This window comes from Pseudomonadota bacterium, from assembly GCA_010028905.1.
In the GTDB taxonomy this organism is placed as follows: Bacteria; Vulcanimicrobiota; Xenobia; order RGZZ01; family RGZZ01; genus RGZZ01.
Genome location: RGZZ01000005.1, coordinates 19,574 through 40,919 on the forward strand (window position 1 = coordinate 19,574; position 21,346 = coordinate 40,919).

At 66.1% G+C, this 21,346-nt stretch carries 22 protein-coding genes and 1 tRNA gene; 18 read left to right on the forward strand and 5 right to left on the reverse strand.

All coding sequences use genetic code 11. The annotated features are described in order from the left end of the window. Positions 1–112: 112 nt before the first annotated feature. Positions 113–1,843 carry a HAMP domain-containing protein gene (locus EB084_00830; protein ID NDD26800.1) on the forward strand — a complete coding sequence of 577 codons (1,731 nt, stop codon included), beginning with the start codon at positions 113–115 and terminating at the stop codon, positions 1,841–1,843. A gap of 22 nt (positions 1,844–1,865) precedes the next feature. On the opposite strand, the gene EB084_00835 is transcribed toward EB084_00830, so the two are convergent. Then, positions 1,866–1,941: transfer RNA gene (locus tag EB084_00835), tRNA-Val, on the reverse strand. 257 nt (positions 1,942–2,198) lie between these two features. Here EB084_00835 and EB084_00840 point away from each other — a divergent pair. From EB084_00840 to ylqF, 12 genes are all read left to right on the forward strand, one after another. Then, positions 2,199–3,698 carry an SGNH/GDSL hydrolase family protein gene (locus EB084_00840; protein NDD26801.1) on the forward strand — a complete coding sequence of 500 codons (1,500 nt, stop codon included), beginning with the start codon at positions 2,199–2,201 and terminating at the stop codon, positions 3,696–3,698. Between the two features lie 123 nt (positions 3,699–3,821). Further along, positions 3,822–5,189 carry a signal recognition particle protein gene (locus EB084_00845; protein ID NDD26802.1) on the forward strand — a complete coding sequence of 456 codons (1,368 nt, stop codon included), beginning with the start codon at positions 3,822–3,824 and terminating at the stop codon, positions 5,187–5,189. A 277-nt stretch (positions 5,190–5,466) separates the two neighbouring features. After that, positions 5,467–5,754 (forward strand): 30S ribosomal protein S16, encoded by a 288-nt coding sequence (locus EB084_00850; protein ID NDD26803.1) that lies wholly within the window; start codon positions 5,467–5,469, stop codon positions 5,752–5,754. Positions 5,755–5,933: 179 nt separating this feature from the next. After that, on the forward strand, positions 5,934–6,161 hold the full coding sequence (locus EB084_00855) for a KH domain-containing protein (protein ID NDD26804.1): 228 nt from the start codon (positions 5,934–5,936) through the stop codon (positions 6,159–6,161). Beyond that, entirely contained in the window at positions 6,161–6,535 is a 375-nt protein-coding gene (locus EB084_00860; protein ID NDD26805.1) for a hypothetical protein, read from the forward strand. Before EB084_00855 ends, EB084_00860 begins: the two co-directional genes overlap by 1 nt. Next, complete coding sequence (gene rimM / locus EB084_00865) at positions 6,505–7,086, forward strand: 16S rRNA processing protein RimM (protein ID NDD26806.1); 582 nt, start codon at positions 6,505–6,507, stop codon at positions 7,084–7,086. The genes EB084_00860 and rimM overlap by 31 nt, the downstream gene beginning before the upstream one ends. Continuing rightward, positions 7,086–7,835, forward strand: a complete 750-nt coding sequence (trmD, locus tag EB084_00870; protein ID NDD26807.1) for a tRNA (guanosine(37)-N1)-methyltransferase TrmD — start codon at positions 7,086–7,088, stop codon at positions 7,833–7,835. Before rimM ends, trmD begins: the two co-directional genes overlap by 1 nt. A 275-nt stretch (positions 7,836–8,110) precedes the next feature. Continuing rightward, positions 8,111–8,614, forward strand: coding sequence for a signal peptidase I (lepB, locus tag EB084_00875; GenBank protein ID NDD26808.1), 504 nt, complete (start codon positions 8,111–8,113; stop codon positions 8,612–8,614). 197 nt (positions 8,615–8,811) lie between these two features. Beyond that, on the forward strand, positions 8,812–9,168 hold the full coding sequence (locus tag EB084_00880) for a 50S ribosomal protein L19 (protein NDD26809.1): 357 nt from the start codon (positions 8,812–8,814) through the stop codon (positions 9,166–9,168). Between the two features lie 60 nt (positions 9,169–9,228). Then, the gene (gene lepB / locus EB084_00885) at positions 9,229–10,152 is read left to right on the forward strand and encodes a signal peptidase I (GenBank protein NDD26810.1); all 924 of its coding nucleotides are present in this window, start codon (positions 9,229–9,231) and stop codon (positions 10,150–10,152) included. Further along, a complete protein-coding gene (gene lepB, locus EB084_00890; GenBank protein NDD26811.1) occupies positions 10,149–10,775 on the forward strand; it encodes a signal peptidase I in 627 nt (208 codons plus the stop codon). The genes lepB (EB084_00885) and lepB (EB084_00890) overlap by 4 nt, the downstream gene beginning before the upstream one ends. 2 nt (positions 10,776–10,777) lie before the next feature. Further along, positions 10,778–11,692, forward strand: coding sequence for a ribosome biogenesis GTPase YlqF (ylqF, locus tag EB084_00895; protein ID NDD26812.1), 915 nt, complete (start codon positions 10,778–10,780; stop codon positions 11,690–11,692). 65 nt (positions 11,693–11,757) lie between these two features. Here ylqF and EB084_00900 read toward each other — a convergent pair whose 3' ends face one another. After that, positions 11,758–12,501: a ribonuclease HII gene (locus EB084_00900; protein ID NDD26813.1), complete on the reverse strand. Its 744-nt coding sequence runs from the start codon at positions 12,499–12,501 to the stop codon at positions 11,758–11,760. Between the two features lie 184 nt (positions 12,502–12,685). Here EB084_00900 and EB084_00905 point away from each other — a divergent pair, with 184 nt between their 5' ends. Further along, complete coding sequence (locus EB084_00905) at positions 12,686–13,048, forward strand: YraN family protein (GenBank protein ID NDD26814.1); 363 nt, start codon at positions 12,686–12,688, stop codon at positions 13,046–13,048. Here the strand turns inward: EB084_00905 and EB084_00910 are convergent, their stop codons facing one another. Further along, a complete protein-coding gene (locus tag EB084_00910) occupies positions 13,049–13,576 on the reverse strand; it encodes a hypothetical protein (protein ID NDD26815.1) in 528 nt (175 codons plus the stop codon). It abuts the gene before it with no gap. Between the two features lie 54 nt (positions 13,577–13,630). Here EB084_00910 and EB084_00915 point away from each other — a divergent pair, with 54 nt between their 5' ends. From EB084_00915 to EB084_00925, 3 genes are all read left to right on the forward strand, one after another. Continuing rightward, positions 13,631–15,166: an ATP-binding protein gene (locus tag EB084_00915; GenBank protein NDD26816.1), complete on the forward strand. Its 1,536-nt coding sequence runs from the start codon at positions 13,631–13,633 to the stop codon at positions 15,164–15,166. Positions 15,167–15,314: 148 nt separating this feature from the next. After that, complete coding sequence (locus EB084_00920; GenBank protein NDD26817.1) at positions 15,315–16,118, forward strand: hypothetical protein; 804 nt, start codon at positions 15,315–15,317, stop codon at positions 16,116–16,118. 91 nt (positions 16,119–16,209) lie between these two features. Next, positions 16,210–16,962, forward strand: coding sequence for a competence/damage-inducible protein A (locus tag EB084_00925; GenBank protein ID NDD26818.1), 753 nt, complete (start codon positions 16,210–16,212; stop codon positions 16,960–16,962). Here the strand turns inward: EB084_00925 and mutY are convergent. Together mutY and EB084_00935 are read right to left on the reverse strand one after the other, a co-directional pair. Beyond that, a complete protein-coding gene (gene mutY / locus EB084_00930) occupies positions 16,947–18,062 on the reverse strand; it encodes an A/G-specific adenine glycosylase (GenBank protein ID NDD26819.1) in 1,116 nt (371 codons plus the stop codon). The genes EB084_00925 and mutY overlap by 16 nt on opposite strands. Then, positions 18,023–19,465 (reverse strand): cysteine desulfurase, encoded by a 1,443-nt coding sequence (locus tag EB084_00935; GenBank protein NDD26820.1) that lies wholly within the window; start codon positions 19,463–19,465, stop codon positions 18,023–18,025. The genes mutY and EB084_00935 overlap by 40 nt, the downstream gene beginning before the upstream one ends. A gap of 817 nt (positions 19,466–20,282) precedes the next feature. Between EB084_00935 and EB084_00940 the strand changes: the two genes are divergently transcribed. Then, positions 20,283–21,346, forward strand: a 1,064-nt coding sequence (locus tag EB084_00940) for an FHA domain-containing protein (GenBank protein NDD26821.1), incomplete at its 3' end; no start/stop codon positions are given.

Here is a 21,346-nt window from a genome sequence, read left to right on the forward strand (position 1 = left end):
GCACATCGACGAGCACCCCGTCACGCTCAGTGCGGCCAGGGCGACGACGCAGAGCAGGCCGGTTCGCATTGACCGGGAGGGTGTGCCGTAGACGCGGGGAATCAACCCGACTGTGTTCGGCCTGCCCTTCCCCTGGCCCCTTCCCGAGCGGTTTCGCCTGCAGCCTCTGCTCCGCTCGCTCGTGCTCCGCTTCATGATCGTCGCGGTGCCGCTCCTGCTTGTGTTCGTGGTGTTCAACCTGTTCTTCGTGGCCCAGCGCGAGCAGGTCGTTCTCACCGAGGCCCTTCGCACGCGCGCCTTCTCCCTGTGCCGCAATCTCGCCCTCAACGGCGCGCAGGCGAGGGAGTCGTTCGGCGATTACCTGCTGCAGCCGATCTCGCGTGCCGCTTCTCGACTTCCCGACGTGGCGTGGGTCGTGTTCGCCGACGAGCGGGGGCACGTGCTGGCCGAGGCGGGTCCCGACACGGTCGAGGCGCATCGAAGAGGTCCGCTGGCTGACGCGCTCCTGCACCAGCACGAGGCCGTGGAGGTGATCGACGACGGCGCCCCCGGCTTCATCGGTGTCTGCGTTCCGATGAGCTCGCGAGAAGGCGGGATCGGAACGGTCTCCCTCGGGCTGAACGCCCAGCGCCTGCGGGTCGCCGCGGCGGGTTCGCGACAGGACGCACTGAACCTGACGCTCCTGCTGGTGCTGGGCATCAGCACGGTGACCTTTCCCCTCGTCTACCTGGCGGTTCGCCCGCTCAGCCGCATCGTGCAGGCCGCGCGCGAGATCTCGAAGGGGCGCCTCGAGACGCGGGTTGCCGTGGAGCGCAAGGACGAGCTGGGACGACTGGGGCTTGCCCTCAACCGGATGGCTGAGCGCCTGGGAGGCGTCATGGCCAGGGAGCGGGCGAAGCGCGCGGTTCTGGAGGCCCGCGTGGCCGAGCTGCGTGCCTGTGGGGAGCGGGTGGCGTCTGGAGATCTGGCGGCCCGTGCCCCGGCGGGAGATGATGAGCTCGGCAGGCTCGCTTCCGGCTTCAACGAGATGGTGGAGCACGTGCAGCGCCTGCTCCACGCGGAGCGTTCGATGCAGAAGGACCTCGAGGCCAACCAGGCGGTTCTGCAGGCCGCGAACACCCGCCTGCTTGACCTCGACCGCAGGAAGAGCGATTTCCTCAACACGGTCTCCCACGAGCTGCGCACCCCGTTGACGTCCATCAAGGCCTTCACCGAGATCCTCCTCGACCAGGAGGGCAGATACATCTCGGGCGATGAGGCTTCGGGTCGCGCGGAGGAGCGCGAGTTCCTCTCGATCATCGACCAGGAGGCTGATCGGCTCACGCGGCTCATCGATGATCTCCTCGATCTCACGCGCATCGAGGCAGAGTCGACGGCCGAGGCCTTCGTCACCTTGCCGCTGGGCGTCGTCGTGGAGGGAAGTGTGCGGTCGTGCCGCGCCCTGGCGGAGCAGAAGGACATCTCGGTCTCCCTCGACATCAGCGGTGAGGTGACGGTTCGTGGAGACCGTGATCGCCTGGCCCAGGTCGTGACCAACCTGCTCAGCAACGCCATCAAGTTCACCCCGTCTGGCGGCAGCGTAACCGTGACAGTGAGCCGTTCCGGCACCGATGCCGTGCTGTCGGTGAGCGACACGGGCGTGGGCATTGCGCACACCGACCTCGAGCGCATCTTCGAGGAGTTCCAGCAGGTCGACCGTTCGCGCGGAGATGCGCCGAGCGGGTCGGGCCTCGGTCTTCCCATCGTACGCCGCATCGTGGAGCGTCACGGGGGCCGCGTCAGTGTCAGAAGCGCGGTATCGCAGGGGAGCACGTTCACCGTGACGCTGCCGTCGGTGGGCTGAACGCGCGCATGGACAAGTTCTGTGGTGGGCGAAGAGGGATTCGAACCCCCGACCCTCTCCGTGTAAAGGAGACACTCTAGCCGCTGAGTTATTCGCCCGAGGTTCACGCATCTTATCACTGCCCCGCGCCCGTGGTCAAGGAAGGCTTCGGCGAGGCAGGTTCACGGGCAGCGACGAAAGTGCTGCGGAACGCGTGTTCACCCGACTGGAACATGCGTTCTGTGGTAGGAACACATGTTTGTCGTGTGCGCCCTGAATCTGTTGGTGGCCCGTTGAGGGCGCTGCGGTCGCCGGCGAGATACAAGCCCCCTCCCCAGGGCCGAGGGGGAGCGGCAGATGCCGCGAAATCACCCGCATGAATCAGTCAGATGGGCTCGACCCCTCCCGCCGTTCGGGACAGGAAGCGGTCGAACGCGGTGATCGCGCGGTCTCTCCGCGCCGACGCGGCTTTGCCGTGGCGTTCCGGCGCGCATTGCTGGTTCTTCTCGCGGTCGAGGCGATTCTGCGCCTGCTGCCTCCTCCTCCCTTCATCGCGCCTGCCGCCCTGCGCGGCAGGCCAGTGCATCTGCGAGGCGTGCGACCTGTCGTCGCCGATTACGAGACGAGAACCCCGCCGTTCGCCCGAGATCCCTCGACGACGGTCACGCGTGTGGTCTGTTGCGGGAGCTCGTCCACGTATGGCCTGGGCCTTCCTCCTCAAGGGGCCTGGCCGTGGCGTCTGGCCACGATGCTCGGGGGCAGGGGCGAGGTTGTGAACCTCGCCCGTGTAGGTGCGTGCAGCGCCGATCAGGTCGAGATCGTGCGCGCCGCGCTTCTGTTGCGACCGTCGGTGATCGTGGTGATGGAGGGGAACAACGAGCTGCTCGCCATCATGGCCGCGCGGGCCAGCGGAGCGCCGCTGGAAGCCCGTGTAGAGCGCTGGGTGCTGGAGGCGTCGACGCGGAGCCGCCTCTGCGGATGGGTGCGGGCCCTCGTGGCCTCTCCCGCGTCACCCCCTCCCGTCGACGCGCCTGCACCGCTGGGACTGGCGCAGGTCGAGGTCACCGATGACGAGCTGGCGCTCGCTCGCGAGACCTTTCGAGGCAACCTTCACGAGATTGTGCGGTTGTGCTCAGCGGCTGGGGTCGGACTGATGCTCTGCACGGTCCCGGTGAATCGCGTGCTCCCCTGCCCGCTCGAGCGCGATCGGCATCCCGTTCGTGCCAGCGACGCGCTCAACGAGGTGGTGAAGGGCGTTGGACGAGAGGACGGCACGCTGGTGTGCGATCTCGGAGGGTTCGACGCGTCTCTCTTCCTCGACGCCTGTCACTTCAACGACGCGGGCGCGAGACGCGCTGCCGAGGAGGTTGCGAGCGCGCTTCGGCGCTCGGGTCACGCGCCACCGACAGGCCCTGGAAGAGCAGATGGGCCGGCCACCGACGAACCACGGATCGGGGGGAAGCGGTCGGCCTGGATCGACCTCGCGCACTTCGGCGATCTCCTCACCTACCTCGACACGCAAGGCCGCGCACTCCCCCCTGAGCTGGTGACCCATCTGCGCGCCGCCTACCAGCGGCACACCTCGGTCTCGTTCGCCCTCGCCGACGCCCTCGAGCCGCTCGACCCCGCCCATACCGACGATCTCTCGGTGCTTGCGCTCTACGGCCACATCCTCACCACCGCGCATCGATACTCCCTGGCATGCGCCTGTTATGCCAGGGCCCGCAGCCTCGACCCTGAGGCCACCGTCGATCTCGGTTGGGCGCGATGGTTTGCGAACGACGCTGCAGGGGCGCTCGAGGCCTGGCAGCAGGGCGGACTCGACGACGTCACGCAACAGGCCTGTCGTGTGCTCGACCCGATGGCTCGCCCTTGACAGCCACTTGCACGGGGGATATACTCTTCGGGGCCTCGCGCGGCTGTTCATCACAGCGTGCAGCGTCGAGGCAACGCGCGACAACGGCGCACGACGCGCCATTTTTTGTTTAGGGCGATTTCGATGCTCGATTCCATCGGCCAGAGACTGACGGCCATCTTCAAGAACCTGCGCAGCCGCGGAAAGCTCACCGAGAGCGATGTGAGCGAGGCCATGCGCGAGGTGCAGCGTGCCCTTCTCGAGGCTGACGTCAGCCTTCCCGTGGTCAAGGATTTCGTGGCGCGGGTCAAGGAAAAGGCCATCGGCGAAGATGTCTGGAAGAGCCTGACGCCGGGCCAGCTGGTCATCAAGTACGTCCGCGACGAGCTCGTCGAGCTCATGGGCGGCCAGAACGAGAAGATCCATCTCGCGTCTCAACCGCCCACCGTGATCATGATGGTCGGCCTGCACGGTCAGGGCAAGACCACCAGCACGGGCAAGCTGGCCCGTCTGCTCAAGGAGCAGGGCCGCAAGCCGCTGCTCGTGGCGTGCGACGTGTACAGGCCTGCGGCTGTCACCCAGCTTCAGGTGCTCGGCCGCCAGCTCGACATTCCCGTCTATGCCGAGGAAGGCAGCCAGAACCCTGTCGAGATCGCGCGGCACGCACTCGAGCACGCCGAGCGCACGGCCCGTGACGTGATCTTCGTCGACACCGCGGGCCGCCTCCACGTAGACGACGGCCTCATGACCGAGCTCAAGGAGCTGCGGGCTGCGGTGAACCCTCACGAGACCCTGCTCGTGGTCGATGCCATGACCGGCCAGGACGCGGTGAACGTGGCCAAAGCCTTCAACGACGCAGTGGGCGTCGACGGTGTCGTGCTCACGAAGTTCGACGGCGATGCGCGCGGTGGCGCGGCGCTCTCTGTGAAGGCCGTCACGGGCAAGCCCATCAAGTACATCGGCACGGGGGAGAAGCTCACCGCCCTCGAGCCGTTCCATCCAGACCGCCTTGTGGGTCGCATGCTCGGCATGGGTGACGTGCTCACCATGATCGAGAAGGCTGAGCAGACGATGTCGGCCGAGCAGGCCGAAGAGCTCGAGCGCAAGCTCCGCTCACAAGACTTTGACCTCCAGGACTTCATGGAGCAGCTCGAGCAGGTACGCAAGATGGGGCCGCTCCAAGAGCTCCTGGGCATGCTCCCTGGCTTCTCCAATGCCGCGGCACTGAAAGACCTGCAGGTCGACGAGCGCCAGTTCAGCCGAATCACGGCCATCATCAAGTCGATGACCCCGAAGGAGCGGCGGAACCCGGATCTGCTGAACGCGTCGCGCAAGCGTCGCGTCGCCAGCGGCTCGGGCACCCAGGTCGAAGACGTGAATCGCCTGCTCAAGCAGTTCGACATGACCAAGCAGATGATGAAACGTCTCACCGGAGGCGCAGGGCCGTTCGGCGGAGGTGGCAAGAAGAAGCCCAAGAAGCGCATGAAGCTCCAGCTCCCGTTTGGCTGGTAGTCGAAGGCGACGACCTAGACATTGCAGAGGAATCCCTGACCCCAAAAGCATATAACCGTTGTCCTGGAATCGCCCGTCCGCTCCATGCCGAATGGCACGTGTCGACGATTTCAAGACCGTCCAGGCACAGATGTCCCGTGAGCACCCGCGGCGCGCAGCCTCCATCCTTGCAGGTCTGCCTCAGCGCCGCTCCGACCGCGTCCGAAGATACGGCGCGCTCAGATGCGAACGGGGTCTTCCAGGTTGAAAGTCCCAACAACAGCGAGGTGACAAACACATGGTCAAGCTCAAACTGCGTCGGCAGGGCAAGAAGAAGCAGCCCACCTATCGTCTCGTGGCCGCCGACAGCCACAGCCCGCGCGATGGTCGATTCATCGAGATCCTCGGGCACTACAACCCCCGCACCGAGCCCCCGACGGTGGTGCTGAAGGAAGAGAAGATCCGCGAGTGGCTCGGCAAGGGCGCCCAGCCCACCGAGTCGGTGCGCTCTCTGCTGCAGTCCGCCGGCATGCTCGCGCGTGAGGTCTCGTCGCCCAAGGCCGCGGCCGCCGTCGCCGCCGAGTAGGCGCTCGCACCCGCTCACGAAGTCGTGGGTGGGGCCTGCGTTCGACGGGTCGCTCTCGTTTCCCCGATCTCACGGCATCCGAGCGGTCTCCTATGATCGCTCGCGATTTCCTTTCCGTTGCGTCGCCCGCCTCGTCGTTGACTCACAGGTGGGACGGCCGGTCAGACAGTGGAGGACACATGAAAGAACTGCTGGAGTTTCTCGCCCGCAACCTCGTCGACCATCCAGATGCCGTCGAGGTCGACGTGATCGATGAAGATCGCACCACGGTGCTCGAGCTTCGGGTTGATCCCGACGATCTCGGCCGCATCATCGGTCGCCAGGGACGTGTCGCACAGGCCCTGCGCACCCTCGTGAAGGCGGCCGCCGCTCGCGACGGCCGTCGCGTGACAGTCGAGATCGTCTGATGGGCGCTTCCGCCATCGAGCTGCGTCGCCCGGTGGACGTCAAGGTCATCATGTCGCCGGGGTTTCGCGAGCAGCTCACTGCTGAAGCGCGTGACACCCTTGCACGCATCGACCGCAACCTGTCGATCATCGAGGGACTTCCCGAGCCACGTGATGCGCAGCAGGAGACGGAGCGCGCACGCCTTCTATCACTGAAGGCGCAGCTCGAGTGGCGCATGCGCGAGGTCGAAGGCGTCGAAGATGGCGCGGAGCTGCCGTTCCGCTCCTTCGAGGGAACCGTGACCCTCGCTGAAGGCGATGACTTCCTTCAGAAGATGGGGCACGCCGAGGTCGTGCTGCTCGACTGGAAAGTGGTCGAGATCCGCGGGCTGTGAGCACGCAGGACTGGATCACCATCGGCACCGTGGCCGCACCCCACGGGGTGCACGGTGAGCTGCGGGTGAAGATCGAGACCGATTTCCCGGAGCGCTTCACCGAGACCGACAAGCTCACGTTTCTCCCCCCCGCGGCGCGAGGTGGGCGTGAGCAGGAAGAGGAATGTCCGCGGGCCTATGCGGTGGAAGCTGCTCGGCCGCATCGCGGCATGTTCCTCCTGACGCTTGCCGGGGTCGCGTCGCGCGAGGATGCAGACCGCCTGCGCGGGCACCGCGTGGTGGTGCGTCGAGACGAGGTGAAGCCGCTGCCCGAGGGCACCTGGTACATCTTCGAGCTCGAGGGCCTCGACGTGTACACCACCCAGGGGGTCTGGCTCGGCGTTCTGACAGAGGTCCTGCAGCCCGGCGCCAACGACGTCTATGTGGTGAAGCGCGACGGCCGGGAGACCCTTCTGCCGGCCATCAAGCAGGTGATCGTGGGCGTCGATCTCGAGCGTCGCCGCATGACCGTCAATCCGCTCGAGGAGTACGAGGAGTCCGCACCGTCGTGATGCGCATCGACATCGTGACCCTCTTCCCGGAGATGTTCGCGCCGCTCGAGCACAGCATCATCCAGCGCGCTCGCACCGCCGGCCACATCACCGTCGCGCTCCACCAGCTCCGCGACTACGCCACCGACAAGCATCGCATGGTCGACGACGAGCCCTACGGTGGAGGCGCGGGCATGCTGTTGAAGCCAGAGCCCGCGGCCGCAGCCGTGCGGGCGGTGCAGCAGATGGCCGTTCCACGGGCACGGGTGATCCTGATGTCGCCCCAGGGGGCCCCCTTCAGCCAGGCCATCGCGGAGCGCCTGGCGGGCTACCCCCGGCTCATCGTCTTCTGCGGTCACTACGAGGGGATCGACGAGCGGTTCGTGGAGGCGCTCGTCGACGAGGAGATCTCCATCGGCGATTTCGTGCTCACGGGAGGAGAGATCCCAGCCATGGCACTGGTCGACGCGGTGGCGCGCCTTCAGCCTGACGTCATCGACGCGGCTTCCCTCGAGCAGGAGTCCTTCACCCATGGCCTTCTCGAGGCCCCTCACTACACCCGCCCCCGCACGTGGGAGGCGATGGAGGTTCCCGCGGTCCTGCTGAGCGGGCATCACGCCGAGATCGATCGATGGAGGCGTCGGGAATCGCTGCGGCGAACCGCCCTGCGCCGACCCGACCTGCTGGCGCAGGCTGAGCTCAGCCCGGTCGATCGGCGCATGCTCGAAGAAGCGCTTGCCCATACGCCTTCCGAGGGAGTCGACGCGTGAGCTCGAAGGTCTTGATCCTGGCGGTCATCCTGCTGGCCTGTCTGCGCCTGTGGATCTACGTGTTCCCACAGCGTCGCATCCTCGCGCTCCCGCTGAAGGGCGTGCTGCTGGCCATGCTCGGATCCATCACGGTCTATGCCTGGGTCAGCGAACCGCTCGACAGCCTCTCCCCTCCCCTGCGGATCGCGCCGGTCATCGTGCTCCTGGCGCTGATCACCATCTTCCGACTTCCCCAGGGCGAGCTCGACGACGATCAGAAGCGCGAGCTGATCGAGATGCTCGACACCCTCGTCATCGCGGGGGTTACGGCGCTTGCTCTCATCGGATTCGTGGTTCGGCCGTTCTTCATCCCCAGCGAATCGATGGTGCCGACCCTCAAGGTCAACGACATGGTCCTGGTGAACGAGACCGTGTACCGCGTCTACGACCCGTCCCGTGGAGACGTTGTGGTGTTCCGCCCCCCCGCCGAGGCGAACATGGGAGACAAGGACCTCATCAAGCGCATCGTCGCGGTGGGGGGCGATACTCTCGAGATTCGCAACGCGCGTCTCTACATCAACAGCGTTCCGCAGAACGAGCCGTTCATCAACAGCAGCGGCCCGTTCGGCATGGGCGACTTCGGGCCTGTGCGCATCCCTGAGGGCGATGTCTTCTGCATGGGTGACAACCGCGGCAACAGCGACGACTCTCGGTTCTGGGGCACCCTGCCCCGCAAGAACATCATCGGAAAGGCATTCTGCCGGTTCTGGCCGCTACAGCGCATCGGCATCCTTCACTGAGCACCGGGCCCAAACTCGGTGCGCGCGAGCGTTGCGACGGCTTGACAGGCGTGATATAATCTGGCTTGTCTGAAAATTCGCCGTACCAGGCATACGAGCGGGCCACTCCCGACACGCCTGACCACGGGCCCGCAGCCGACCACACTCGAAGCGGCCTCCCGAGACGCGGCACACCCGACCAGAGAAGGGAACCCACCATGGACCTCATTCGCGCAATTGAGAACGAGCAGCTGAAGAAAGACGTCGCTGACTTTCGTCCTGGCGACACCATCCGCGTCCAGATCATGGTCGTGGAAGGCGGCAAGGAGCGTCCGCAGGCGTTCGAAGGCATCTGCATCGCCCGCGGCAAGGGAGGGCTCAAGGAGTCCTTCACCGTTCGCAAGATCTCTCACGGTGTGGGAGTAGAGCGTACCCTGCTCCTCCACTCGCCCCGCGTGACCAAGATCGAGGTGCTTCGCCGCGGCGACGTCCGCCGTGCGCGTCTGTTCTACCTCCGCGACCTGGTTGGCAAGGCGGCTCGTGTGCGCGAGAAGAAGCACGGCGAGAAGGGCTGAGAACCAGCCGCGACCCTCTCTCGCAGTGCGGGAGAGGGTGCGTGCTGACGTGCCCGCCCGGTGACGTCCCAGGGCCTCTTGTTCATCGTGGGAATCCTCTCGGTCATCCGAGGGGGTTTCCTGCTTTTTCCCGGGTTGCGCGTCCGACCGTTCTGGCTCAAGGCGGGGCTCCTCATCGCAATTGCCCTCGTGTTTCGCTACACGGGTGCATTTGCCGCGGCGGCGCCGCCGGATCAGCCCGACGCGCCGCCCTTCGACACGCGCCGCTTCACCGTGCTGGCCACTGCCCTGATGGCCGTCCTCTTCATCCCCAACGGCACGCGCGAGCATGCACCCGACGAGAGCGACGAAGAGGGTGACGAGGGCTCCTCGGAGACCGCCCACCACGAAGCCCCGCCTGCTGCGTCAACGACCCCCTCTGCGATCAGCAGCGCCTGGTCACGTGAGCAGACGCGGGTCATGCTCGAGTATCTCGATTCGATCATCGTCGCGGGGGTCACGGCGCTCTTCCTGATCCACTTCGTGGTTCGCAGCTTCTACATCCCATCTGAGTCGATGGTTCCAACGCTGCTTGTGAACGACATGATTCTCGTCGATGAGCTGGTGTATGACTTCTATCGACCAGGCCGAGGCGACATCGTGGTGTTTCGCCCTCCGGAGAGAGCCCACAGCGAGGGAAAGGACTTCATCAAGCGCGTGATTGCCGTCGAGGGAGACACCGTCCGGGTCACGAACGATGTCACCTACGTGAACGATCAGCCGCTCGTCGAGCCCTATCGCAATCCGCCGTCAGATCGCTACGGCTGGCAGGGCCTGCGAACCTTTGACCCGGTGACGGTTCCCCCCGACCACGTGTTCTGCATGGGCGACAACCGACCGAACAGCGAAGACTCCAGGTACTGGGGGGCCGTTCCCGTCAAGAACATCGTCGGAAAGGCGTTTCTGACGTTCTATCCGCTGCGCAGGGCGAGGCTGCTGCGTTGAGCTTCGAGGAGACGGGTTCCACAACGCCGGGCGCGAGCCGCCAGGCGTCCGAGGAGACGGTCGAGACCCAGGGAGGAGAAGGCGGCGTGACCGCTGCGCCCGCTGGTGCCCGGCAGCGCCTTCCCCGGGTTCACGGTGTCCTCATGTACGCCCTGCAGGTGATGATTCTCACCGTGCTGCTGCTGCACTTCGTGGGGCGGGTATCGGTGGTGCAGGGCGCTTCCATGGAGCCCGGCATCATGACGGGCGAGCGCATCGTGGTCGATCTCGTCACGTACTCGTTTCGCGCGCCGCGTCGCGGTGACGTGGTGGTGTTCCGCAGCCCTCGCAACAAGAGCCGTGACTACATCAAGCGCATCGTCGGGCTCCCGGGTGAGGAGATCGAGATCCGAGAAGGGCAGACCCGCATCAACGGGGTTTCCCTTGCTGAACCGTACGTCACGCTGCGTGACCGTGACGACACCCCCCGCACCCTCATCGCCCCGACCTGTGTGTGGGTCATGGGAGACAACCGAACCAACAGCGAGGACTCCCGTCGGTGGGGTCAGCTCCCGATGTCCCTGATTCGCGGCAAGGCCAGCATCGTGCTCTGGCCGCCGGAGAGAATGGCGGTGCTGCCGTAGCCATGTCGTTCAGCTGGTTTCCAGGCCACATGGCGAAGGGGCTTCGTCAGATTGGTGAAGACCTGAAGCTCGTCGACCTCGTTCTGCTCGTGGTCGACGCGAGAATCCCACGCAGCAGTCGACACGTCCAGATCGAGACCATGCTGCGCAGCCGCGGCAAGGGGTACTGCATGGTCCTCAACAAGACCGACCTCGCCGAGCCTGTTGCGACGGCAGCGTGGGTCGCCCTCCTGCGCAAGGAGGGCGTTGCGGTGGTGTCGGCGTCTGCCCTGATGGGACGTGGCATCGAACCCATCAAGAAGGTGGTGGCCGATGTCCGAGGGAGAGTGCTCGAGCGCGCACGCAAGAAGGGGCGCCTCGATGCCCCGGTGCGTCTGCTGGTGGCGGGAATCCCCAATGTCGGCAAGTCGTCGCTCATCAATCGCCTGACCGCAGATGCCGGCGGCTCCCGCGGCCGCACAGCGCCTGCCCGCACAGGCAGGCATCCGGGCGTGACCCGCAGCCGGCAGTGGATTGCGCTTCCAGGTGGGCTCGAGCTTCGCGATACGCCCGGCATCCTGTTCCCCCGCATCGCGTCTCGCGAGATGTTCCTTCACCTGGCGGCTACCGGCGCCATCAAGGAAGACAACCTTCCGCTCGACGAGGTCGGAGAGGGCCTCGCCGAGCTGCTTCGCAGACGCGGCGCGCTCGCGGTTGCGCCCCGAGACGGCCAGTCGATGCTCGAAGCCGTTGCGGCGAGCAGGGGCATGCTCCTGAGCGGTGGGGTTGTCGACGTTGAGAGAGCGGCTCACTTCCTGCTCAAGCATACCCGGGAAGGGCGGTGGGGTCCGATGACGCTGGAAAAGGTCGATGATGTCCAGCCGGAAGACACGCCCACCACCCAAGACGACGACGAGGTCGACGAAGACGCGCTCTAGCGCGCACGAAGAGGCAGGCGTTTCTCAACGTCCTGGGCCCACGTTCCGGGCCAGCAGAGCGCCCCTCAGAAGAGCGGGAGCTGCTGCTCGAGCGCCCGCGCCACCGGCCCGAACCGCACGCGATGGGCCTCACAGGGGCCAAGACGCGCGAGCGCCTCGAGATGATCCGGGGTTCCATAGCCTTTGTTCACCGCGAAGCCATAGCCGCTGCACCGTGCATCGAGCTCGGCCATCCGGCGGTCCCGGATCACCTTGGCCACAACCGAGGCCGCGGCAATGCTCACAGACGAGGCGTCGCCCTTGACGATGGTCTGCTGTGCGCACGACAGGCCGGGAACCGCGTGGCACCCGTCGACGAGAACCAGGCTCGGCTGTGGCGCAAGCTGGGAGAGCGCGCGCCGCATGGCCTCGAGACTCGCCTCGTGAAGATTGGAGGTGTTCAGCTCTTCGACCTCGACCACACCGACCCCCACGCTCATCGCTCGCTCGAGCACCAGCGCGTGGAGCGCTTCGCGCAGCTCTTCCGCCAGCTTCTTCGAGTCGTCGAGCATCGGGATCCAGGGCTGGTCGTCAAAGATCACCGCCGCCGCCACCAGGGGACCCGCCAGGGGACCACGCCCCACCTCATCGACCCCCGCCACGATCTCGAACCCTTTTTTGCGCGCGGCACGCTCATGCAGCTCTAGGCTTCGCAGACGCGCGCGCTCTGCCTCGAGCAGGGCAGTGACGTCGTCGCGCCCGCGTTCGAGCGCGGCCACCATCGGGTCGTCGAGAAGCAGCACTCCCCTGCTCGCCTCTGCCTCGAACATCCGCTTCCAGCGCGTCCAGGTCAATCGCGAAGACAATTCAGTGGCGCTCTCGTCTGCGCATCAGCGAAGTACCGCAACGCAGCGTGATTCGAGCCGTTTTAACATCGCGTTCACGGCCTGTTCTTTGCTTTGTGGCTTCCGGGGCTCTATGATGGCGCCACCTCAATCCGAACGGAGGCACTGCATGCATCTCGAGTCGAAGGAGCTTGCACGTCGTGGTGAAGCACTGGCGGCCCGCTTCCTCGAGGAGCGGGGATATCAAATCGTTGCTCGCAACTGGCGGGTCCGCGGGGGTGAGATCGATCTCATCGCGACGGCTGGGGAGCAGATCGTGTTCATCGAGGTGAAGACCCGCTCGGGTCGAGGATTTCCTGCAGCGGAAGGGGTCGATGGGCGAAAGCAGCACCGCATCCGCGCGCTGGCGCTCCAGTGGCTGTCGCAGGCGCGCTTGCACGGTTCGCCTGTGCGGTTCGACGTGCTTGCCGTGTACATGGCGCGGACCCCTCCCTATGCGGCGCGCGTCGAGCATCTCGAGGGCGCGTTCTGATCAGGGAGTGGAGGTCGACGCAGAAGGGGCGTCGATGACGTCACCTGAGGGGGAGGGTTGAAGGCGCGCGCGCTCAGGCGACGACGACGCATTGCCGGAGGGAGCGTCGCCAGGGGTAGGCTGGCTGGAGCCTGTGGCTGACGGCGATTCACCGTCAGACGTGCGAATGGCTTCGGTGCGCAGCACCTTGATGGTTCGCGCGAGCAGAAACGAGGCGTCACCGGAACGGATGGTGCGGAACAGGACCTTCACCTCCACGCCGGCCTGCACCCGCGTGTTGCCCCGCAGGATGAAGCGCGTGTTGCCATCGATCTTGAACTGCATGTTGTCTCCCCTGTGGGGATGCAGCACAAGCTTTCGGTCGTCGATGTCGACGACGACGCCGGCATACGAGTTTCCGCGCCACCACATCGGCGCTTCGTCACCCATGTCGTCTTCACTCGTGCCAAGCAAGATGTAGAACACGAAAAAGACCATTCCGAGCGTAGAGCCCAGTAGCACGTAGGTTACGATTCTCTTGACATCCACGGGGCGGGGACTTCGGTCCACCGCACTCCTGATCCTGCATCTCGGGAGGAGCCCATGCTCGCCAGAACCCACTCCATCGCCATCATCGGACTGCAGACCCATCCGGTGGAGGTCGAGGTCGTCGTCAACACCGGCGTGCCTCGTTTTGACATCGTCGGCCTGCCAGACGCCGCCGTGTCGGAATCTCGTGATCGCGTTCGCTGCGCATTGCGCACCAGCGGGCTGACGTACCCGGAAGGTCGCATCACCGTCAACCTGGCACCTGCGGACCTGCGAAAGGAAGGACCTTCCTTTGACCTGGCCATCGCCCTGGCCATCGCCGCCGCTACCGGTCAGCTCTGCCCAGACCGCGTGGCGGCGGTGTCGGCCATAGGAGAGCTCTCTCTCGACGGGCGCGTCCGCGGCGTTCCAGGCGTGCTTCCCGTGGCGCTCCACCTGTCACGGGAGTCTGGTCGCAGAACACTGGTCCTGCCTGTGGAGAACGCAGCGGAGGCCAGCCACGTCGGGGATCTGCCTCTCATCGCCGTGGAGACGCTGTCTGAAGCGGTTCAGGTGATTGCGGGCAAGCGTCCCCCGCGTGACGTGTGCACCCTCACCGACGATCCGATCGACGAGCCTGACCCGTCCCACGATCTCTCGGAGGTCCGCGGTCAGGCACTGGCCTGCCGCGCCATCGAGGTCATGGCTGCAGGAGGGCACAACGCGCTGCTCGTCGGCCCTCCCGGATCGGGAAAGAGCATGCTGGCTAGCGCGCTCCCTGGGATACTTCCCCGCCTCTCCCGCACCGAAGCGCTCGAGGTCACCCAGATCTACAGCGTGGCAAACGCGCTGCCCCACGACAGCGGGATCATCTGGCGCCCCCCGTTCCGCTCTCCCCACCACTCGTGCTCTCCTGCGGGTCTCATCGGTGGCGGCTCGAATCCCCGGCCTGGTGAGCTCTCTCTCGCGCACTGCGGTGTACTGTTCCTCGATGAGGCGCTCGAATTTCCGAGGTCGGTGCTCGAGACGCTTCGTCAGCCGCTCGAGAGCGGCCTGGTCACGCTGTCGCGAGCACAGCTCTCTGTGACCTACCCCGCGCGGATCATGCTCCTGCTCGCCCTCAACCCCTGCCCCTGCGGATTCCTCGGAGACGCCCAGTCTCGCTGCGGGTGCTCGGCGCACGCGGTAGAGCGCTATCGCGCGCGCCTGTCCGGACCGCTCCTCGACCGCATCGACTTGCACGTGGAGGTGAGCCGAAGAAGCCTGACCGAACGCGAGAGCCTCTCGAGCGCCCCGCCATCGGCGCAGGTGCGTGCCGCCGTCGAGGCGGCTCGGGAACGTCAGCGCGCGCGATCGAACGGTCTCCTCAACGCACGTCTGCGTACGCGAGACGCGGCACGCTGGTGTGTCGCGACGCCGACGAGCGCTCGCTTCCTGCGGGAGACGGCCGAGCGCCTCGGATGGTCTCAGCGCTCTCATCAGCGGGTGCTGCGGGTGGCCCGCACCATCGCCGATCTCGAAGGGCGCGAGCGCATCAGCGACGATCACGTCGAGGAGGCGATCACGCTTCGCAGGGCGGGCTATACCGAGTCTCCCCTCATCCTCCGGTGATCGCCGCCGGACCTCTCCGATAGATGCTGAAGGTCGCCCCAAGAACCGAAAGGCTTTCGACAGGGGCGATGCGAAGGCTTCCCGTCCGACGTCGTCCGCACATTGCCGCCAGCGTGCAGCCGTCAGCAGCGACCGGCACACAGCGCCGATGTCTCTGCCAGTTCCCGAAGGGCCCTCATCCATGAGCAAAGCCGCGAGCTCTCGCTGCCCTCGCGTTCTCTATCTCGGCGACGTCCAAGGGGCGTCCGCGCGCTATCTCGTCGGGGTGCTGAGCTGGCTCGGCTATCCCTGCACCCATCTCGACATGCATCAGCCTCCTCCCGCCGCGCTGCACAAAGGGAAGCGTCCGTTCGACGTGATCGTGCTGAGCGATTATCCCTACGAGCGATTGGGGCGGGAGAGCGACGCCAGAGTCGCCCAGCTCGTGCACGACGAGGGCGTGGGCCTGGTGATGCTCGGTGGCTGGTCATCCTTCACGGGGCTGAACGGCGGGTATCGAGGCAGTCAGGTCGCCGCGGCTCTCCCCGTGCGCATGGCAGACGAAGACGATCGGCGCAACGTGCCCAGCGGTCTTGTCGCCTGGCCCTCCGCGGGGCACACCCTGGTCGACGGCCTGAGCTTCAGGCGCCCGCCCGTCATCATGGGCTACAATGCCGTTCTGGCTCGCAGCACCTCCACCGTGGTCTTGAGCGCCTGGGAGATGCGGTTCCGCGGCCGCGGGAAGACCCCCGTCTCCGATCTGGGCGCCGCCCGACCGCTGCTCGTCATCGGGCAGCACGGCGCCGGGCACACCGCGGCGTTCACCACTGACGTTGCGCCGCACTGGTGCGGCGGTCTCGTTGATTGGGGGCGGGGTCGCATTCGTGCGGGAGACGCGGAGGTCGGCGAGGTGTACGTCGAGTTCATCCGACGCCTGCTGACCTTTGCCGCGTTTGGAGAGAGCGCCCTGTGAGCGGTGAGGCCGACGGCCGGGAGAGCGGCGGCCGAACCCTGGGGCTCACAGGTCGCCAAGCGCGCCTGGCGAGCGCATCCAACGCGCTCGCATGAGCGCCCTTCCCTCCGCGGCTTCAGCCACCGCCGCGATTCTCGTCATCGGAAACGAGATCCTCAGCGGCAAGGTCACCGATCTGAACTCTCCCTTTCTCTGCAAGGAGCTGCGCGCGCTGGGCGTGAGCCTGCGTCGCATCGAGGTCGTTCCCGACGAGATCGATGTCATCGCTGAAGCAGTCGCACGATTGAGTCAGACCTACGACCACGTGTTCACCTCGGGGGGAATCGGACCGACCCACGATGACAAGACCATCGAGGCAGTGGCGCAAGCGTTCGAGGCCGCCGTCGAGCAGAGCCCCCTGCTGGTCGAGCTGCTCGAGCAGTGGTACGGCGACACGTTGAACGAGGCGCGGCTGCGCATGGCGCTCGTTCCCGCTGGGGCGGAGATCGCGCACGGGGGAGACGTGAAGATCCCGGTCGTGTTCGCGCGTAACGTCATGATCCTTCCAGGTGTGCCGGAGCTCTTCCGAAAGGCCTTTCGCCCCCTGCGCGAGCGATTCTTGTGCCACCCCTATCACTGCAGGCGTGCGTATGTCACGGTCATGGAGGGAGACATCGCTGATCTGCTGACCCGGATCGAGCGCGACCACGAAAGCGTCGATGTGGGTTCCTATCCTGTGTTCGAGGCAGACAGCCCCTACCGCGTCATGCTCACCTTCGACAGCAAGAGCGCGGACGCTGCGCAAGCGGCACTGAATGCGTTTCTCTCGGAGGTTCCTGCGGCGGGGGTCTACAAGGTCGAGTGAGCCCGTCTTCCCTTTGTGCGGCGAGGGCTGCCGTCGAAGGCCAGGGCGAACACGTGGTGCGTTGCTCTCGGAAAGGCCAGCGCGTCACGTTCTCTCGGCTCGATCCACCGCGAGATCGCAGACGCCGACGCCTTCTCGTCACAGGTGCACTCGAAGGCGTGCAATCGCATGCGGAAGTGTGTGAACACGTGCGCTACCACCCCCATCTTGCGGATGATGCGCCCCTCCCGCTCGGTCCAGGTCTGGAGGGCTCTCGTGCAGGTCTGTTCAACGGGCTCACGACTCTCCCGTTCCGCCCACGGCAGGTCCCAGAGACCGCCCAGCAGCCCTTCTGAGGGCCGTCGCACGACGAGGAAGCGCTCGCCGCTCCATACCAGCGCTGCAACCACATCACGCTGAGGCAGGGCCTTCACGCGCTCCTTCTCTGGGAATCGCGTCGGATCACCGAGACGGCGCGCAGCGCAGAGCAGCCCGAGAGGACAGACGTCGCACTGGGGAGCGCGCGGGGTGCACACCGTCGCACCGAGCTCCATCAGAGCCTGGTTGTGTGCGGAAGGGTCGCTGGAGCCTCTCACCAGGGCTTCCGCAAGCGGCCATGGATCGAGCCGGGATGCGGCCAGCAGGCGCGAGAGCACCCGCTCCACGTTGCCGTCGACCGCGGCCACGGCCTCGCCGTATGCGATGCTCGAGATGGCGCCCGCCGTATAGCGCCCCACCCCGGGCAGCGCGAGAAGGGCGTCCCGCCCGCGTGGCATGCCCGACTCGGCGACGATGCGCGCCGCACGGTGAAGATTGCGGGCGCGCGCGTAGTAGCCCAGCCCCTCCCATCGCTTGAGCACCTCGTCGACAGGCGCTCTCGCCAGCGACTCCACCGTTGGGAAGCGCTCGAGGAAGCGCTCATAGTAGGGAATGACGGTGTCGACCCGCGTCTGCTGCAACATGATCTCGGAGATCCAGATGGCGTAGGGATCGCGGCTGCGACGCCAGGGCAGATCGCGATGCTGGCGAGCGAACCAGCGCCCCAGGCGATGGGCGGCATCTGCCGCATCGAGGTCGACGCTCAGCGCGGAGAGGCTGTCGCTCGAAGGCTTTCCGCGCATGCCGCCACCTCGCTCACCACCTGCTCGACCTCTTCGGTGGTATTTCCAACCCCAAGGCTGAATCGCAGCGCGCCGAGCGCGAGCTCGCGCGACACGCCCATGGCGGCGAGAACGTGGGAAGGCTCGGTCACTCCCCAGTGGCAGGCGGCGCCATTCGAAGCCGCGATGTGGGGAAGGCGGCGCAGCAGCTCCGTGCTGTCGAGTCCGGGGATGCAGACATGGAGCGTGTTGGGGAGATGGCGATGGGGATGGCCGCTGACGTAGATATCCGGGAAGTGCTTCTTGAGACCATCGAGAAGCTGCTGTCGCAGGGTGAGCAGATGGGTTCGATGGACCGCGATCCTCTGGGTGACGATCTCGATGGCGGCACCCATGCCGACGATGCCGGCCACGTTCACCGTGCCCGCGCGACGCCCACCCTCGTGGGCGACCCCGTGCACAAGCGAGACGAGCGGCGTTCCTCGCCTCACGTAGAGCGCACCCACGCCCTTGGGGCCGTAGAACTTGTGCGCGGCAATCACGCAGAGATCGACATCGAGTGCCCTCACGTCGACGTCGATCTTGCCCACGGCCTGCGACGCGTCGGTGAGCATCGTAACGCCACGGGCCCTGGCCTGTGCGCTGACCTCCGCGACAGACATCACGGTTCCCACCTCGTTCTGTGCGAGCATGAGGGCACAGAGAACGGTATCGTCTCGAAGGGCCGCGACCATCTCATCTGTTCGCACGCTGCCGTGGGCGTCTACTCCGATGGAGGTCGCACTGGCGCCCTGCTCACAGAGCCAGGCGACCGAGGCCCGAACAGACGGGTGCTCGACTGCGCTGTGCACGAGATGGCGCCCGCGTTGATGGCGAGCCCAGGCTGTGCCTTTCACGGCAAGATTGTTGGCCTCGCTGCTCCCGCCTGTGAACGTGACCTCGTCTGCCTCGCATCGGAGGGCGCGGGCAACCTGCTCGCGGGCGTTCTCGAGCCCACGCTTCGCCGCGGCCCCGAAGTCGTGGCCGGTTGCGGAATTCCCGAAATCGGTGAGAAGGTAGGGCCGCATGGCCTCATACACCTCGGGCAGCAGCGGCGTGGTCGAGTTGTGATCGAAGTAGACCTGCGTCAACGATACCCTCCCCCCTGACTGAGAAGAAGAGTGAACATCTGAGACCCGTTGATGTACCAATGGCCATCGTCGGAGACCAGCTGCACGGCATCGCGCACCGGGTTCGACTGCGGTGCCTGACCCGGCGCACTCAGCGTGACCGTGTAGCTGGCTTGCACGATGCACGCTGTCTCGCTCTTCTGGGCGACCTCGAGGGTGCGCTGGTCGACCCGCACGGTGAGGCCCTTGGCCTTCATCTGCTCGAAGACGGTGGGAAGGCCAGCGTACATGGCGCGCTCGGCCGGTCTCACGCATTCCAGGACCTTGCTGGCGTTCCACTCTTGAATGCCGTCGAGACAGCGATTCACCACGCTCTTCGGCTCGCTTCCGGTCAGATGGGTTGCCACGTAGTAGATCAGCGCGAGCGCGATGATGATGATGACCGCCGTGCGATTGCCCCCTGTGCCTGTGGGACCTGCCGACGGTGGAAAGCCCTGTGGAGGTCCGGCAGGCCAGGCTCCTGACCCCCCCTGCGCATAGCCTGGCATCTGCTGACCCTGCACGGGCGGCATCTGGCCATAGCCTGGCATCTGCTGACCCTGCACGGGCGGCATCTGGCCATAGCCTGGCATCTGCTGACCCTGCGCGGGCGGCATCTGGCCATAGCCCGGCATCTGCTGACCCTGCGCGGGCGGCATCTGGCCGTAGCCTGGCATCTGGCCGTGGCCCGGCATCTGCTGACCCTGCCCGGGCGGGGCCGGCATCGGAGGCGTGAAGGCGTGCTCTGTGCTGTAGGGAGACGGGTTGGGGGCACCGCTCGGACGCAGCGTGTCCGGCGCGCTGCTTGCGGGCGGTGGAACGGCGATTGCCTCTCCGCAGGCGACACATCGGCTGGCCCCTTGATCGAGACGGGCACCGCATACTGTGCAGAAGGCCATGGCTGCTGCTCCTAAGACCCACAGGGAATGATGCTTGCGGGGCTTCAGGCCGTCAGAGCCCATTTCCTTCCCCGACGAGGCGGGCGCGTCAGAGAGGGGGCGCTGCGACTCGACCTCCTTTCGAGGCAGGCATGTGCGCGTGCTCTGGCGAAACACCCATAAACATCTCCCTGAGCACTCCGGAGCATCACGGCATGCCGTTCAACTGGTTGCAGACAAAGATGAAAAGGCAGGCGCGCCGAGAAGACGCCAATCCGGTCGCAGCCACCGTGCCGACGTCTCCCGCTGTGTTCGGGCCCGTGCCGTGGGCATTGGAGTACGACTCTGGCCTCGAGGTCGTGTGTGAGGGGGGGCGCGACAACGGCCTCACCTTCTCTCTCGACCACGGATTTCTCGTCATCGGCCGCGGGAGAACTGAAGAAGAGCGGCGCAAGGGCTGGCTGCTCTTCACCGATGAGACGGTATCGCGGCGGCAGGCGGTTCTGGCGTGGAACGAGGAGAAGGGCTGCTACTTCCTGTTCCATCTCGAGGGCGCAACCAACCCCACCTTCGTTGACAAGCGCGCGGGAGAGCACTGGCGCATCGGCGTCGGCAGCACCGTGGAGATGGGGAACTGCAGGTTCAGGGTTCAGCGACGCATCCGGCACGGGAAGCCGTCTCCCTTTGCCAGCAACCTCACGACCCGCTTCAATGGCGTCGGAGACGACGCTTGCGTCTCGTCCGGCTTTGCGCTGACGATCATGAACGGCCCCAACAAGGGAGACACGTTCATCCTGTCGCGCAAGCTGCACGTTCTCCACGACACCGTCGACGAAAACGGTCATCGGCTGCTGGAGCGCGGCCAGCAGAACACGCTCGAACGCGACGCGCTGGTCTGGAACGACGAGGCGTCGAGCTACGCGCTCGTACACAACACCGACTTCACCAGTGTCGACTTCTCCAGCACCGTGGTCTACGCGGGACGCGCTCGTCACGGATCTGACCTGCGGGCTGCCCCACCAGAGCCTGGCGTCGAGGTGGTGAGCGAGACGCCCATGCTGCTGCGTGACGGCGACACCATTCGCCTCGGGTCGCTTCGGCTGCGCCTGCATCGCAACGTCCAGTGTCTGCTCGAGGGCTGCGTGGGTCACATCATGCAGAAGGGGTACATCGAAGAGATCCCGGCGCCGGAAGACATCATCGCCATCTCGCTCGGCACCCCCACCCTGGTTGACGCCCCTGTGGCGGCCGTCGATGTCGTGCAGGGTGCTGATGCTGT

What these genes read in the sequence shown, in the direction of transcription:
- EB084_00880 (NDD26809.1), top strand. Translation starts at nt 8,812, where the DNA reads ATGGACCTCATTCGCGCAATTGAGAACGAGCAGCTGAAGAAAGACGTC.
- EB084_00920 (NDD26817.1), top strand. Translation starts at nt 15,315, where the DNA reads ATGTCTCTGCCAGTTCCCGAAGGGCCCTCATCCATGAGCAAAGCCGCG.
- EB084_00855 (NDD26804.1), top strand. Translation starts at nt 5,934, where the DNA reads ATGAAAGAACTGCTGGAGTTTCTCGCCCGCAACCTCGTCGACCATCCA.
- mutY (NDD26819.1), bottom strand. Translation starts at nt 18,062, where the DNA reads ATGCGCGGAAAGCCTTCGAGCGACAGCCTCTCCGCGCTGAGCGTCGAC.
- EB084_00860 (NDD26805.1), top strand. Translation starts at nt 6,161, where the DNA reads ATGGGCGCTTCCGCCATCGAGCTGCGTCGCCCGGTGGACGTCAAGGTC.
- EB084_00925 (NDD26818.1), top strand. Translation starts at nt 16,210, where the DNA reads ATGAGCGCCCTTCCCTCCGCGGCTTCAGCCACCGCCGCGATTCTCGTC.
- trmD (NDD26807.1), top strand. Translation starts at nt 7,086, where the DNA reads ATGCGCATCGACATCGTGACCCTCTTCCCGGAGATGTTCGCGCCGCTC.
- EB084_00905 (NDD26814.1), top strand. Translation starts at nt 12,686, where the DNA reads ATGCATCTCGAGTCGAAGGAGCTTGCACGTCGTGGTGAAGCACTGGCG.
- ylqF (NDD26812.1), top strand. Translation starts at nt 10,778, where the DNA reads ATGTCGTTCAGCTGGTTTCCAGGCCACATGGCGAAGGGGCTTCGTCAG.
- EB084_00935 (NDD26820.1), bottom strand. Translation starts at nt 19,465, where the DNA reads ATGCGTGAGACCGGCCGAGCGCGCCATGTACGCTGGCCTTCCCACCGT.
- EB084_00840 (NDD26801.1), top strand. Translation starts at nt 2,199, where the DNA reads ATGAATCAGTCAGATGGGCTCGACCCCTCCCGCCGTTCGGGACAGGAA.
- lepB (NDD26808.1), top strand. Translation starts at nt 8,111, where the DNA reads ATGCTCGACACCCTCGTCATCGCGGGGGTTACGGCGCTTGCTCTCATC.
- EB084_00845 (NDD26802.1), top strand. Translation starts at nt 3,822, where the DNA reads ATGCTCGATTCCATCGGCCAGAGACTGACGGCCATCTTCAAGAACCTG.
- EB084_00850 (NDD26803.1), top strand. Translation starts at nt 5,467, where the DNA reads ATGGTCAAGCTCAAACTGCGTCGGCAGGGCAAGAAGAAGCAGCCCACC.
- EB084_00915 (NDD26816.1), top strand. Translation starts at nt 13,631, where the DNA reads ATGCTCGCCAGAACCCACTCCATCGCCATCATCGGACTGCAGACCCAT.
- EB084_00900 (NDD26813.1), bottom strand. Translation starts at nt 12,501, where the DNA reads ATGTTCGAGGCAGAGGCGAGCAGGGGAGTGCTGCTTCTCGACGACCCG.